The 13,720-nt window shown below is 62.9% G+C and carries 14 protein-coding genes; 11 read left to right on the top strand and 3 right to left on the bottom strand.

Annotation, left to right across the window (positions count from 1 at the left end; all coding sequences use genetic code 11):
* Positions 1-328 precede the first annotated feature (328 nt).
* On the bottom strand, positions 329-754 hold the full coding sequence (locus BTO02_RS21450) for a hypothetical protein (RefSeq protein ID WP_198039303.1): 426 nt from the start codon (positions 752-754) through the stop codon (positions 329-331).
* A 571-nt stretch (positions 755-1,325) separates the two neighbouring features.
* Here BTO02_RS21450 and BTO02_RS21445 point away from each other — a divergent pair.
* The 3 genes from BTO02_RS21445 to BTO02_RS21435 all read left to right on the top strand — a co-directional run bounded on the left by BTO02_RS21445 (position 1,326) and on the right by BTO02_RS21435 (position 2,760).
* A complete protein-coding gene (locus BTO02_RS21445) occupies positions 1,326-1,799 on the top strand; it encodes an Hcp family type VI secretion system effector (protein ID WP_075159268.1) in 474 nt (157 codons plus the stop codon).
* A gap of 53 nt (positions 1,800-1,852) precedes the next feature.
* Entirely contained in the window at positions 1,853-2,185 is a 333-nt protein-coding gene (locus BTO02_RS21440) for a DUF3592 domain-containing protein (RefSeq protein WP_198039302.1), read from the top strand.
* Between the two features lie 83 nt (positions 2,186-2,268).
* Positions 2,269-2,760 carry a hypothetical protein gene (locus BTO02_RS21435; RefSeq protein ID WP_075159266.1) on the top strand — a complete coding sequence of 164 codons (492 nt, stop codon included), beginning with the start codon at positions 2,269-2,271 and terminating at the stop codon, positions 2,758-2,760.
* Positions 2,761-2,830: 70 nt separating this feature from the next.
* On the opposite strand, the gene BTO02_RS34400 is transcribed toward BTO02_RS21435, so the two are convergent.
* Positions 2,831-3,007: a hypothetical protein gene (locus BTO02_RS34400; protein WP_156883937.1), complete on the bottom strand. Its 177-nt coding sequence runs from the start codon at positions 3,005-3,007 to the stop codon at positions 2,831-2,833.
* 100 nt (positions 3,008-3,107) lie between these two features.
* On the opposite strand from BTO02_RS34400, the gene BTO02_RS21425 reads away from it, so the two are divergent.
* Together BTO02_RS21425 and BTO02_RS21420 are read left to right on the top strand one after the other, a co-directional pair.
* The gene (locus BTO02_RS21425) at positions 3,108-3,506 is read left to right on the top strand and encodes a carboxymuconolactone decarboxylase family protein (RefSeq protein WP_083615300.1); all 399 of its coding nucleotides are present in this window, start codon (positions 3,108-3,110) and stop codon (positions 3,504-3,506) included.
* Between the two features lie 478 nt (positions 3,507-3,984).
* Positions 3,985-5,238: an MFS transporter gene (locus BTO02_RS21420; protein WP_075159265.1), complete on the top strand. Its 1,254-nt coding sequence runs from the start codon at positions 3,985-3,987 to the stop codon at positions 5,236-5,238.
* Between the two features lie 48 nt (positions 5,239-5,286).
* On the opposite strand, the gene BTO02_RS21415 is transcribed toward BTO02_RS21420, so the two are convergent.
* On the bottom strand, positions 5,287-6,063 hold the full coding sequence (locus BTO02_RS21415; protein ID WP_075159264.1) for a DeoR/GlpR family DNA-binding transcription regulator: 777 nt from the start codon (positions 6,061-6,063) through the stop codon (positions 5,287-5,289).
* Between the two features lie 314 nt (positions 6,064-6,377).
* On the opposite strand from BTO02_RS21415, the gene BTO02_RS21410 reads away from it, so the two are divergent.
* The 6 genes from BTO02_RS21410 (at position 6,378) to BTO02_RS21385 (ending at position 13,692) form a co-directional block, all read left to right on the top strand.
* Positions 6,378-7,364 (top strand): 2-keto-3-deoxygluconate permease, encoded by a 987-nt coding sequence (locus BTO02_RS21410; RefSeq protein ID WP_075159263.1) that lies wholly within the window; start codon positions 6,378-6,380, stop codon positions 7,362-7,364.
* Positions 7,361-8,773 carry a four-carbon acid sugar kinase family protein gene (locus BTO02_RS21405; protein ID WP_083615299.1) on the top strand — a complete coding sequence of 471 codons (1,413 nt, stop codon included), beginning with the start codon at positions 7,361-7,363 and terminating at the stop codon, positions 8,771-8,773. Before BTO02_RS21410 ends, BTO02_RS21405 begins: the two co-directional genes overlap by 4 nt.
* Positions 8,770-9,771, top strand: coding sequence for a 4-hydroxythreonine-4-phosphate dehydrogenase PdxA (gene pdxA / locus BTO02_RS21400; RefSeq protein ID WP_075159261.1), 1,002 nt, complete (start codon positions 8,770-8,772; stop codon positions 9,769-9,771). The genes BTO02_RS21405 and pdxA overlap by 4 nt, the downstream gene beginning before the upstream one ends.
* Positions 9,772-10,089: 318 nt before the next feature.
* Complete coding sequence (locus BTO02_RS21395; RefSeq protein WP_075159260.1) at positions 10,090-11,388, top strand: MFS transporter; 1,299 nt, start codon at positions 10,090-10,092, stop codon at positions 11,386-11,388.
* Positions 11,389-11,663: 275 nt separating this feature from the next.
* Positions 11,664-13,079, top strand: coding sequence for an MFS transporter (locus BTO02_RS21390; protein WP_075159259.1), 1,416 nt, complete (start codon positions 11,664-11,666; stop codon positions 13,077-13,079).
* Positions 13,080-13,236: 157 nt separating this feature from the next.
* The gene (locus BTO02_RS21385) at positions 13,237-13,692 is read left to right on the top strand and encodes a RidA family protein (protein ID WP_075159258.1); all 456 of its coding nucleotides are present in this window, start codon (positions 13,237-13,239) and stop codon (positions 13,690-13,692) included.
* Positions 13,693-13,720 lie beyond the last annotated feature (28 nt).

The following is a 13,720-nucleotide window of genomic DNA, read 5'->3' as shown; positions in this document are numbered from 1 at the left end:
AAAATCGCTGCCTGAAAGCCGGCATGACGGCATTGCCGTTCTTTTCACTGCCTGGTGCCGTCGTGATGCGGCTTGCACAGCCCCAGCAGGTACCTTGTCGAAGAACAGCCGGGCGTTACCACGGCGGGGTCGCTTTTCAATGCATTTGGCGGGTTGTAGAGCCAGCATAAGCGAGACATGCGATGACGGTTTTTTACAACATGCTCAAAGCGGTTTGCTAGAAATCGGTCCGGACAAACTTTGAACCTTTTTCTAACAGGGGCGTAGATTCATGCCAATTCACTGCACTTTCAAGCTCAACGGACAGCCGCAATCATGCCGGGAAGTTTCAGATAGTAATGCGGCTCAAAAAGGTGCCAGTAACGTTTGTCCGTCTGCCAAATCTCGAGGTCAAACTTTGGCCGTTGCCAAAGCGCCCCCGTTGGAAGTGGCATGTCGCCGTGTCGAAGACCCAATCGGGTTCCAGCCAGTCCAGAATGTCGTAATGGCAGGAGAGCAGCACGCACTTACCTCCCGTGCGTCGCCATGCCTTGCCAAAAGCAAGCGCACCGAACCGCGCGATCTGCCGGTCAATCACGGATGAGAACTCGTCGATCACGACTGCCTCAGGCGCTTCGCACACAACGCGTGCAAGGTCCGCCCGGAATTTTTCGCCGTTCGACAGGACCCCATACGGGCGTAACCATGTGGGCACCGACCCGAGGCCCACGGCGGCCAGCGCGCCCGTGACCGCATCGCGGGTTGCCGTCCGCATCACAACCGCGCGTCATGCCGTGGTGTTCTTCCCACTGCTTGGTGCTGTCGTGATGGGGCTTGCACGGGGCTTGCAGGTTGCCTGCGTCGAAGAACAGGCGGGTGTCGCCACGATGCGGGCGCTTGTGATCGACCACGCTCGCGTGCGTGTACTCGCCCCGCTCAAGACACATCACGCACCACGGATGCGCCCGGAGATGCGCCGCACGCAGCCTGCGCCATCGGGGCGTGCTGTACAGGTGCGACCATTGACCGCGCATGTTCGGAACTCCCAAACACAAAGCCCGCACAGGGATGGGGTCCGGTGCGGGCTTCGTGCTGCTGCTACTGCCAGGGCGGCGGTGGCGTGCCGTTTGGCTCTGCCGATAGTGAGCCTAATATTGCCGCGAGCATAGGCACTTTGTCCCACGAATACAAGGTGTTTGACGCGTTTGTGTTCCACATGAACCCGAAGCGCGACGATCTGCGCCACGCTGCGTCAAACCACGCCAAATCGAACATTTGCAAATTGTGACAAACGGGATCTGCAACAATGATAAAAGCGCCTCACCATCTTTTTTGAGAGGATTCGAATGTCTGACATATTTGTCAAGATTGACGGCATCAGCGGTGAATCTCGGGACATGGCGCACCGGGGCGAAATCGAGGTTTCAAGCTGGCGATGGAAGATGTCACAGCCGTCCGGGATGCTCTCAGGGGCGGGTGGTGGCGCTGCCAAGGCGACCATCAACGATCTCGAATTCGTTCATCAGATTGACCGGGCAAGCCCAAACCTGATGCGTTACTGCCTGACCGGACGGCATATCCCGAAGGTTGTGCTGACCATGCGAAAAGCGGGCGGTATACCCATCGACTTTTTGATAATCACAATGAGTAATGTCGTAATCACGCACGTTGAGCCGATAGTGGTTGGTGAGGGCTACTATGAACACGTCAAACTGTCCTTTTCCCGCGTGCAGCAGGAGTACAGTCTGCAGGACATTAGAGGGGGTAATGCGGGAGCGGTCACTGCGAACTTCGACATCAGGGAGAACAGCGAACGATGAGACACGCAAACTTGGTCCCTTTCGCAGTCGGAATCGCATCTGCAATAGCGTCGGTGTTTGCCATTAGCCAGGCGATCCATTTCTATGAATCGTCGCTTGTAACTGACGGGCAGGTAGTTCGGCTTAGTCCAAGCGGACATCACCCCATCGTGAGCTTTACTGCGAAGGACCGGAAGCGCATTGAACTGCCGGCGAGTGCCTGGTGGTCTGTCAACGTTGGCGACACCGTGCAGGTGCGATACAACGTTGACGACCCGCGAGGCACAGCGGTTATCAATAACGTCATGCTGATCTGGTGGTGGCCGGGTCTTCTGTCGAGCCTGTCTGCAATCTTTATTTTCGCTGGCCTTAAGGGTGAATCAACCGGCAAGGCGGACACTCAGTGAAGATTCTCAGGAAAAGCGGATGGCGCTTTCATACCAGCGCCGGTGTCACCTTAGGAGTTGGCTCATTTGGAGCGGAGGGGGGCATGTTCGTGCTGGACGACCCCTCACAAAGCGCACATCAGTACGTGTACAGCGGCTTTGGCCCTAGTATGTCGAGTTCGCTGGCCGAGCGACTTCATGTTCCAAGGGCGTCATTGCCGAAATTCATCTTCAAGAAAGACGAGCTTAGTGGATCGGGATCGACCGCGGATTTCACTAGCGCGGGCACGCTGTTTCTAACAGAGTCGTTCAAGGGCGTCGACCTGAATAACCCGAAAAGCCTTGAAGGTGCGACGGTTTATCTGGAAGGCGCAGTCGGATACCTGTTTGGGGGCACCGGCTCGCTGATGCTTCTAGGCATCAATCGGCAACTACTTCTGATGGCTATGGTGAGCCCTGTCATGATGCGTGCTGCTATCGCAAGCGCGCCTGCGGTGCTAACAATATCAGGCGTCAATGAGGGCTTGCAGGACATCGCGGGCTTCGGTTTCCTGCTTGGTCAGGTTTCCTATAGGGGGCTGTACAGCGACAATTAGCAGGGTTCCGCGCACTGCCTTGGCGGTGCGCGGAACGCTTGCCGATCTCCCGTAACGCGGTCCTGTTACCCTAAGCCTGCACCTTCACACGGGCGTCAAGACGCGCGATGACCTGCTGTTTGCGGAAGCGACGTTTGGTAAGCTTGCCATCGATGCCAGGGAAGGGGGAACGTGCAGCTACCGCGCGCGCGTCCAGATACTGCCCACCCCCGCCGAAAGCGCAAAGCTGATCGCGCTGCTCAAGCATGAGATTCCGGCCACGCTCGACGCCGCTCAGGCGGTGAACGACGCGGACGGCGAACCTCTACGCGACGCTCGCTCATTCGGAGCACGCGCTCGGCAACTACCTGGCGTTTCAGAACGCAAAGAGCAGCCTTAGCGGCAAGGCGCGCGAAGTCTTGAACCTGGTGGTCAGCGAAGTGAATAGCTGCGAGTACTGCCTCGCCGCTCATACCGTGATCGCGCGATCGGCCGGTTTTACCGACGAGCAGATTCTCGAGATCCGCAGCGGCAAGGCCAGCTTCGACGCGAAGCTCGACGCGCTCGCCCGCCTGACGCGCAATATCGCTGTGAACCGCGGGCACGCGGATCAGTCGCTGGTCGACGCGTTCTTCGCGGCCGGCTGGACGAAAGGCAATATCGTCGACGCGATCGTCGTGATCGGTGACAAAACCGTGACGAACTATCTGCACGGCACGACGCGCGTGCCGGTCGATTTTCCTGCCGCGCCGAAACTCGATACGTAATCATTAGCTCAAAAATCCAAATAAAAGCGCGGCGTATTTCGCGATCTTCTTTATTGGCTTTCTATTCGGCCGTCATCCGGCAGTGTCTGGCTGCCGCTGGCGGCCTTTTCTTTTATTCACGCGATTTCGCATGCCGCAATACGGCGAATGACCGTCAGCAAGACTTCGTGCGCGGTGGTAAGGTGTCGCCTTGCTCGCCGCCGGCTGTCCGCGTGGGTTACCACGTCGGTTGGCACGCTGGTCACCGCATTGTCGAATCTGCACGGATCCCGACCTGGCGCGACGGCATGTTTCGACGTTGCACCAAGCGTTGCAGCAGATTTTCACGCGCGACGTTTCTCATATCCAAAGACCGCTTCCGGAGACAAAAGCCCGCATTCACGGCGCGGGTTTGTTGCGAGTTTGCGCACGTCGTTATGAACGACGTGCAAACCCGCTTCGTCCGGATATGTTCGTTTAACTGAAAGCAGCCCTCATCATGATGATGGAAAGCAATAACCCGGCAAGCAACGGTTCGCCGGAAAACGAGGATTCGTCCCCGTTGCGTGCGTGGCTCGCAGTCGGCGCGGTGACGATCGGCGCGTTTGCGTTCGTGACCACTGAGTTTTTGCCGGTCGGCCTGTTGCCGCAGATCGCGCGCGAACTCGGCGTGACGCCGGGCACGGCCGGCCTGATGGTGACGACGCCCGGCGTGATCGCAGCGATTTCGGCGCCGGGCATGATGCTCGGCGCGGGTCGTATCGACCGGCGCTACATTCTGATTGCACTGTCGGTCTTGCTGCTCGCGTCGAATCTGATCTCCGCGTTCGCGCCGAGCTTTGCCGTGATGCTGATCGGCCGCGCGCTGCTCGGCGCGAGCCTCGGCGGCTTCTGGACGCTCGCGCTGGCGGCGGCAGGGCGGCTCGTCAAACTGCACGAAGCGGCGCGCGCGACGGCGGCGATTCTCGCCGGCGTGACCTGCGCGACGGTGATCGGCGTGCCGCTCGGCACGCTGATTTCGGAGCTTGCCTCGTGGCGCGTATCTTTTATGGCAACCGGCGTGCTGGTTGCCGTCGCGCTGGCCGCGCAGGCCGTGCTGCTGCCGTCGTTGCCGTCGAGCGCGGCGCTGCGTTTCACCGATCTCGTCGAACTGGTGCGCCGCCCGCATCCGCGCAGGAGTCTGTTGATGGTCGCGCTCGTGTTCGGCGCGCACTTTTCGTCTTATACGTATATCGCGCCGTTTCTGCTGCGCGATGCGGGCTTCAGCGAATCGGGCATCACGTGGGTGCTGCTCGGCTTCGGCATTATCGGGTTTGTGTCGAATTTCGCGGTGTCGACGGTCGTCGGCCGCAACCTGAAAGGGGCGCTGCTCACGATGGTCGTGCTGCTGCTGACAGCCCTCGTGACGATGCCGTTCTTCAAACACTACGCGTTCGCGGTGACGGCGGTTCTGATGGCATGGGGCATCGCATTCGGCGCGATTCCGCTGTGCATGAGCGTGTGGATCCAGCGCGCAACGCCGGATCTGCCCGAAGCGGGGTCGGCGATGTTCGTCGGCATCATTCAGGTGGCAATCGCGGTGGGTTCGTCGGTCGGCGGCACGATTGTCGACCGCGCGGGCATTGCGACCGATTTCCGCTTCGGTGCCGTGCTGGCGATACTCGGCATCGTCGCGATTTCGACGCTGACCGCTGCTGGCGAGCCGGTGCGCGTCGAGGAGCTCGACGCGCGGGTCGGCGCGGAGAAGTGCTGACGCGGCGCGTTCGCGTCTCGCTGTCTTCTCTGCGTATTTCTCGACGTCTTATGCCGTCTCTTCGGCGGCGCTCAACACGGTCACGTCGCTGTGGCGAACGAAGCTCGCCAGCTGCGGCGCCTCGCGCGCCGCATCCGTGACGAGCGTCCATGCGCGTTCGAGCGGCGTCCAGTGCTGCTGGCTCGCATGGTCGAGCTTGTTCGACGTGACGAGCACGAAGACGCTCGCGGCCTGACGGATTACGCACTCTTTCAGATAGGCCTGCTCGGCGCTCGCCTCGCACAGGCCGCGTCCGGCCACGACGCCGTCCGCGCCGAGAAACGCCTTGTCCACCGACAGGCGGCTCAACGCGAGCTGTGCAATGGGCCCGAGCGTGCTCATGCTCGACGGCCGTAAATCGCCGCCGATCAGCGTGATCCTGACGTCGCTCGACGCGAGCACGCCGATCGCGAGCAGGTTGTTGGTCACGACGCGCAAGTCGCGCCGGCCGGCGAGCAGCCGTGCCATTGCCGCGGTCGTCGTGCCGCCGTCGAGAAAAATCGTATCGCCGTCGCGCACCTGTGCCGCCGCGACGCGCGCAATCGCGTCCTTCTGGTCGCGAAAACTCTGGCGCCGCGTCTCGAGCGATTCTTCCGGTTCATGCATGCCGACAGGCGCCGCGGCGCCGCCATAGGTGCGCACGATGCGGTGCTCTTCGGCGAGTGCGCGCAAATCGCGCCGCACGGTGGCCTCCGACATGCCGAAGTGCTCGCACAGCGCGCCGACATCGGTCATGCCGGACAGTACGGCTTTGAGCATTGCCTCGCGACGGTTCGCTACTTTCATGGGCTCCGGGTTCCGAAAGGCGGCCTGTGCCCCGCGGCACGGCCGTTGCGCGGGACGAAACGGCGTAGTTTACCGGGTTTGCATTTTGCGCGAATCGATCAATTTCGGGCTTCGCGTGGCGCGCAACATTTTTCCGATGATTTCCGCCGAGGCCATCCAGATAAGGCTGAAAACGCCTGATCATTGAGCCTAAGCGTAAACCCTCGGCCCGCTTTGGGTTGCACGCCAAGCGATCGAGCCTTACACTATTTTGATCGAATCAATCAAAATAATGATCGAATCGGTAAGCCTTAGTCAATCGGGAGACACCTCAAATGGCTCAAATTCGTATCAAGCGCGCGATCGAGCGCGTGCCCGGCGGGATGATGATCGTCCCGTTGCTGCTGGGCGCGCTCGTGGCGACCTTCCTGCCGGACATGCCGAAATTTTTCGGCTCGTTCACGAATGCACTGTTTACCGGCGCGCTGCCGATCCTCGCGGTGTTCTACGTCTGCATGGGCGCGAGCATCGACGTGAAAGCGACGCCCTATATCGTGAAGAAAGGCGGTGCGCTGTTCGCCGCCAAAGTCGGCACGGCGATCGTCGTCGGGGTTGCGCTCGGACACCTGCTCGGCGAGCAGCCGATCACGTCGGGTCTGTTCGCCGGCCTGTCGACGCTCGCTGTCGTCGCCGCGATGAACGACACGAACGGCGGCCTCTATATGGCGCTGATGGGCCAGTACGGACGCTCGGAAGACGTCGGGGCGTATTCGATCATGTCGCTCGAGTCGGGCCCGTTTCTGACAATGGTCACGCTCGGCGTCGCGGGGCTCTCCGCTTTTCCGTGGCAGACCCTGGTGGGCAGCATTCTGCCGCTCGCATTCGGCATGCTGCTCGGCAATCTCGACCGCGAGATGCGCGAATTTCTCGGCCGCGCCGTGCCGGTCATGATTCCGTTCTTCGCGCTTGCGCTCGGCGCCGGCCTCGATCTGCACAAAGTCTGGCAAGCGGGCCTGCTCGGCATCGGGCTCGGTATCGCGGTCGTGATCGTGACGGGCATTCCCCTTTACATCGTCGATCGCCTGACGAACGGCACCGGCGTGGCCGGCGTGTCGGCAGCCAATACGGCGGGTAATGCGGCGGCGGTGCCGGCGCTGATCGCCGCGGCAAACCCCGTGTATGCGGAAGCCGCGAAGAGCGCGACGCTGCTCGTCGCCGCATGCGTGGTCGTGACCGCGATCCTCTGTCCGATCCTGACCGCGGCCGTCGCAAAGCGCGTGGCGTCGCCACGCGTCGGCAGCAACCGGGAGACCGTGCAGTGAGCATGCTGATCGTCGCCGACGACCTGTCGGGCGCGGCCGATTGCGCGATTGGCTTTGCCAATGCCGGACGTCGCACGGTCGTCGCGCTCGGCGCCGACGAAGCGGTTGAAGCCGCGCGCGACGCGGCGGCCGGCCGTCTCGCCGTGATCGCGCTCGATACGGATTCGCGCCGGCTCGCACCGGCCGCCGCGGCAAGCCGTGCGGCGCAAGCGTGGCGGGCGTTCGGCGGTGCGCCGGGCGCGAGCGCGGATGGCACGAGCCGGAGCGCATCGCAGCGGCGTCTGTACAAGAAGATCGACTCGACGCTGCGCGGCAACTGGGTTGCCGAAGTCGCGGCGCTGCAACCGTTGGCAGGTCTTGCGATCGTCGCGCCTGCTTTTCCGGCCACAGGGCGCACAGTGCGCGACGGCCGCGTTTTCGTGCGCGGCGTGCCGCTCGGCGAAACCGAGACGTGGCAGCTCGAGCACGCTGGCAAGACCGCGGACCTGCAGCCCATGCTCGAAGAAGCCGGTTTGCGCACCGCGCAGCTCTCCGTCGAACGGATGCGCGAACTGCAATCCGGCCTGCTTGCGCAGTCGATCGCCGAACAGATCCGCGCCGGCGTGCAGGCATTGATCGTCGACGCGCAAACCGAAGCCGACCTGAATCTGCTCGCGCGTGCAACGCTGGCGTTGGGCGATGCGTTCTTCTGGGTCGGCTCAGGCGGTCTCGCGCGCGAACTCGCGGCGCTCCCCGACCTGTTCGGCGACGACGCACCGGCACCCGTGGCGCCGACGCGTCGCGAAGGGCCGATCCTGACGCTGGTGGGCAGCCTGTCGGCCGTGTCCGGCGCGCAATGCGCGCTGCTGCGCGAGCGCACGGGCATGGCCGAACTGATCGTGCCGCCTGCCGTGCTGCGCGACCTCGAACGTCATCCGGACAGCATGCAATGGCAGGCCGCGATCGGCGTGCCGCTCGCAGCCGGCAACGATCTTCTCGTGCGCATCGGCCGCGACGACGCGTTCGATCCGTCCGAAGGCGCGCACCTTTCCACCGCGCTTGCCGCGCTTGTCGAGCCGCACGTCGGCCATCTCGCGGGCCTGATCGCGACCGGCGGCGAAACCGCGCGCGCGATGCTCGGCACAGCGGGCATCGGCAGCCTCGAATTGCTGTCCGAAGTCGAGCCAGGCGTCGCGGTCGCGCAGCCGTCGGACGAGGGGCGGCAGCTTGCCGTGGTCACGAAGGCCGGCGCCTTCGGCAGCGAGCATGCGCTGTATGGCGCATGGCTGCATCTGCGCGGCGCGCAGCAGGCGCTGCAGCCGGGCGACGATCCCGAGATGCGGGCGCAAACCGATTTGCAGTCCGCAGCGCGCGCGGGCCGCGTGCAACAAACGAACTCTCCTCTGAACGGAAGCATCAGGAAGCCATGAGCCACTATCTCCCCGTAATCGGCATCACGATGGGCGACGCCGCCGGCGTGGGCCCCGAGATCATCGTCAAGAGCCTCGCCCATGAAACGGTTTACCGGCAGTGCCGGCCGCTCGTGATCGGCGACGCGAAGCGGCTCGAGCGCGCCGCGCAAATCGTCGGCAGCGCGGCGAAGGTGCGCCGTATCGAGCAACCATCCGAGGCGCGCTACGAGCTCGGCACCATCGACTGTATCGACCTCGGCCTGATTCCCGAAGACCTGCCGTTCGGCAAGCTGTCGCCGATTGCGGGCGATGGCGCCTATCAGTACATCGCGCGCGCGGTCGAACTTGCGGAGGCAAACGCGATCGATGCGATCTGCACGGCGCCGCTCAACAAGGAAGCGCTGCATGCAGGCGGCCACAAATTCCCGGGCCACACGGAGATGCTTGCGTATCTGACCGGCGTCGAAGAAGTGTCGATGATGCTCGTCGCACCGCAATTGCGCGTGATTCACGTGACGACGCATATCGGCATTATCGATGCGATCCGCAAGATCGAGCCGGGCCTCGTGAAGCGCACGATCGAGCGCGGTCATGCGACGCTCGTCAAGGCAGGCATCGCGAATCCGAAGATTGCCGTGTGCGGGATCAATCCGCACGCCGGTGAAAACGGTTTGTTCGGTTACGGCGAGGAGGACGAGAAGATCGTGCCGGCCGTGCAGGAGCTGCGCGAGCGCGGCTGGAATATCGAAGGGCCGCTGCCGGCGGATACGCTGTTTTTCCGTGCGGGGCGCGGCGATTTCGATCTCGTGGTCGCGATGTATCACGACCAGGGACATGGACCGGTCAAGGTGCTTGGCCTCGAAGCAGGCGTCAATGTCACGGTTGGCTTGCAGGTCGTGCGCACGTCGGTCGATCATGGCACGGCCTTCGATATCGCGGGCAAAGGCATTGCCGACGAAGGCAGTCTGCTCGAAGCGCTGCGCCAGGGGGCGGAGCTCGCCACACGGCGCGAGTAATCGCGGGTAAGGGTAGTAAAGCACAGCAGTCCAGGTGAAAACGGCGGACCGTAATAGCGGCTCCGCCGTTTTCGTTTACCTCTCTATCGGATGCGGACATGGGATGCGGACATGGGATGCGGACATGGGACGACTGAGCCGCGCCGGGTCAAAAGCGATGCGCCGTCTGGAATATTCCTCGGCGACAAGGTGTTGTGAAAGCTTGATGCCCCTGCCTGATGCCCCCGCCAGAAGCCGAATGCTGAAAGCCGCATCGTTTCAAACGGCCTTCAGATCCCGGACACCCATCGTGCAGTTGTACCGATAAGATCTCCAACGATGACTACCACCGATACTCAAGCCTCTTTCATCCCCCACCGCCCACTAATGGGCAGCGACCATAGAACGCTTGTGCTCGCGGCGCTCGGCGGCGCGCTCGAGTTTTACGACTTCGTTATCTACGTGTTTTTCGCGGCGGTGATCGGGCAGCTGTTCTTCCCCACATCGATTCCCGACTGGTTGCGGCAGGTGCAAACCTTCGGCATTTTCGCGGCCGGTTACATTGCGCGCCCGCTTGGCGGCATCATCATGGCGCACTTCGGCGACCTCGTCGGGCGCAAGCGGATGTTCATGCTGAGCGTGCTGTTGATGGCGCTGCCGACCCTGCTGATGGGACTTCTGCCCACGTACGACGTGGCCGGTCTGGTCGCGCCCGTACTGCTGCTCATATGCCGTGTGCTGCAGGGCGCGGCGGTCGGCGGCGAAGTGCCGGGCGCGTGGGTGTTCGTCTCCGAGCATGTGCCGCGCCGTTACGTCGGTTATGCGTGCGGCACGCTCACAGCCGGTTTGACTGCCGGCATTCTACTTGGCTCGCTGATCGCATCGGCGGTCAATCATCGCTACGGGTATGAGGAAATCGTCGCGTTCGCGTGGCGCATTCCGTTCCTGATCGGCGGACTGTTCGGCCTGCTCGCCGCCTTCATGCGCCGCTGGCTGCAGGAGACGCCGGTGTTCGTCGAAATGCAGCAGCGCAAGTCGCTTGCGTCCGAAGTGCCATTGAAGGCCGTGCTGCGCGATCACGGCGGCCCCGTGCTGGTTTCGATGATCCTCACATGGACGCTGACCGCGGCGATCGTCGTCGTGATCCTGATGACGCCGACGCTGCTGCAAAAGCGCTTTCATCTCGACGCCGCGACGACGCTCGCGGCGAACTCGGTCGCGACCTTGTGCCTGACGATCGGCTGCGTGATTTTCGGCTCGCTCGCCGGGCGCTTCGGCGCGGCGCGCACGATTTTCGTCGGTTGCCTGCTGCTCGCGGTGTCGTACTACGCGATGTTCACGCGGGTCGCAGCCGATCCATCGTCGCTCATTCTGTACTACGCGGTGACGGGCTTTTTCGTTGGTTCGGTGGCGGCGATTCCGGTGGCGATGGTCAACGCGTTTCCGCCGACCGTGCGTTTCTCGGGCATTTCGCTTTCGTACAACGTCGCTTATGCCGTGTTTGGCGGGCTGACGCCGATCGCGGTGTCGCTGATGCTGAAGTCGAATCCGGATGCGCCGCAACTGTATGTGGCTGTGCTGTGCGTCGTCGGCGCGCTCGCGGGCTTCGGGATGCGCGGCGCGCGTCAGGTGCGCTAGCGCCGGGCACGCGGCTTCGGGCCCGCAGGGTCCGACGATGACGATGCTGCCGCCTTTGCGTTTCGGTCGCAGCGCGCTGCCCCGCGCGCGTGCGCACCGTGCACCATTGCGCGGCATCGTCGCACCGCTTTTGCCGCGGTGCCGGATGTGCGGGAAAACCCCAGCCTGCCGATTGTCCTGGGACACCTGAGATTAATTTGTCGCTCTGTATCGTGAGTCCATAGCCCGGTGCCATGCTCGGCGCCGGCCGGTTCACGTTTCACGGATGACGACCAATGAGCTACGCGCGACCCATGGCTGAGGGAAATATCACACCCCAGCCCCGCTGCTCGCTGCGGCGAGCGATAGCCGCCTCGGCGATGGGCAATGCCACCGAGTGGTTCGACTACGGCATTTATAGCTACGGTCTGACTTATGTATCGGCGGCGCTGTTTCCGGGCAGCACCGCACAGGCAACGCTGTTCGCGCTCGCGACCTTTGCCGTTTCGTTTCTGGTGCGGCCGTTGGGCGGGCTGTTCTGGGGACCGGTCGGCGATCGCGTCGGACGCAAGCATGTGCTGTCGCTGACAATTATTCTGATGTCCATCGCCACGCTGTGCGTCGGCCTGTTGCCGTCGTTCGAGCGCATCGGCTGGTGGGCGCCGGCGCTGCTGATCGTGCTGCGCATGATCCAGGGCTTCTCGACCGGCGGCGAATACGGCGGCGCGGCGACTTTCATGGCCGAATACTCGCCGGACCACAAACGCGGTTTGTGCGGCAGTTTCCTCGAATTCGGCACGCTCGCGGGCTTCTCGCTCGGTGCGTTTCTGATGCTCGGCTGCTCCGTCGCGCTCGGCAGCGACACGATGCATGCGTGGGGATGGCGCTTGCCGTTTCTCGTCGCGGCGCCGCTCGGTCTGATCGGCCTGTATCTGCGGATTCGTCTCGAAGATACGCCAGTGTTCCGCGAAGTCGCCGAGGCTGCGCAGCACGACGAGCAGACGGGCATGCCGCTCGGGCAGCTCGTCGGACAATTCTTGAGGCCGATGCTTTTGCTGGGCGGGCTCGTGATCGCACTCAACGTGGTGAACTACGTGCTGCTTGCCTATATGCCGACCTTCATGAAGACGCAGCTGCATATGAGCGACAACATGTCGTTGCTCGTGCCGCTGATCGGCATGCTGTCGATGATGGTGCTGCTGCCGTTCTCGGGCGCGTTGTCGGATCGCATCGGCCGCAAGAGCGTCTGGTGGATCTCGCTCGTCGGCCTGTTCGTCGCGGCAGTGCCGATGTTCACGCTGATGTCGCATGGCGTGACCGGCGCATTGATCGGCTTCGCCGTGCTGGGACTGCTGTACGTGCCGCAACTCGCGAGCATTTCGGCGATGTTTCCCGCCATGTTCCCGACCCAGGCGCGCTACGCCGGCGTGGCGATTGCGTACAACGTCTCGACGTCGGTGTTCGGCGGCACCGCGCCGATGGCGAACGACTGGCTCGTCGCGCATACGGGTTCGACGCTCGTGCCCGCCTATTACATGATGGCCGCGTGTGTGGTCGGCATGGTCGCGCTGTTGTTCGTCAGGGAGACCGCAGGTTGCTCGCTGCGCGGCCGCGAGATGCCCGGTACCGTTACGGGCGAGCCGGAAGGCGCGGCCGCGATCCGGCAACGCGTTGACGACGCGGGCGGCTATCCTGCCAAGGCCAACGCGTAACGTTTTCGTTTTCGGCTGTTTCTTTCTTTCCTTTCGGTGGCGCTTTATCCGGGTTCTGGAATAAAGCGCCACAGGTTGCTGTTCCAGACGTACGGGCCTTTCGGCCTTTGCCTTTCGCCTCGCGCGAGCAAGGCTCAACTTTACCTGGAACCCAGCCATGAACCTCCCCTCGCGCCTTGCGCAACTCGGCTTCGAACTGCCCGCTCCGATCCGTCCGCTCGGTTCGTATCGTACGGTGTCGATATCGGGCAGCCAGATGTATGTATCGGGGCTTGGTCCGTTCGAGAACGGCAAGCCTGTCGTCGGAATGGTCGGCACGGAGCTGTCGCTCGAAGCGGCGCAGCGCGCGGCCCAGCTCACGATGCTGATGATTCTGTCCTGCATCGACGACGAATACGGTCTCGACAAGGTCGACCGTTGCAGCCGGCTTACCGTGTATGTGCGCGCCGATGCGTCGTTCACGCAGCATCCTCAGGTGGCGAACGGCGCGAGCGATCTGCTGCGCGACCTGTTCGGCGAAGACAAATTGCCGGCGCGCAGCGCGTTGGGCGTGCATACGTTGCCGATGGGCATTCCCGTCGAGATCGACAGTATTTTCGAATTGAAAAGATGATTGCTCAGCCGCGCCAACGGTGAGCCGA

The organism is Paraburkholderia sp. SOS3, assembly GCF_001922345.1.
Classification (GTDB): Bacteria; Pseudomonadota; Gammaproteobacteria; order Burkholderiales; family Burkholderiaceae; genus Paraburkholderia.
This window is presented reverse-complemented; position numbering and strand designations above follow the sequence as displayed.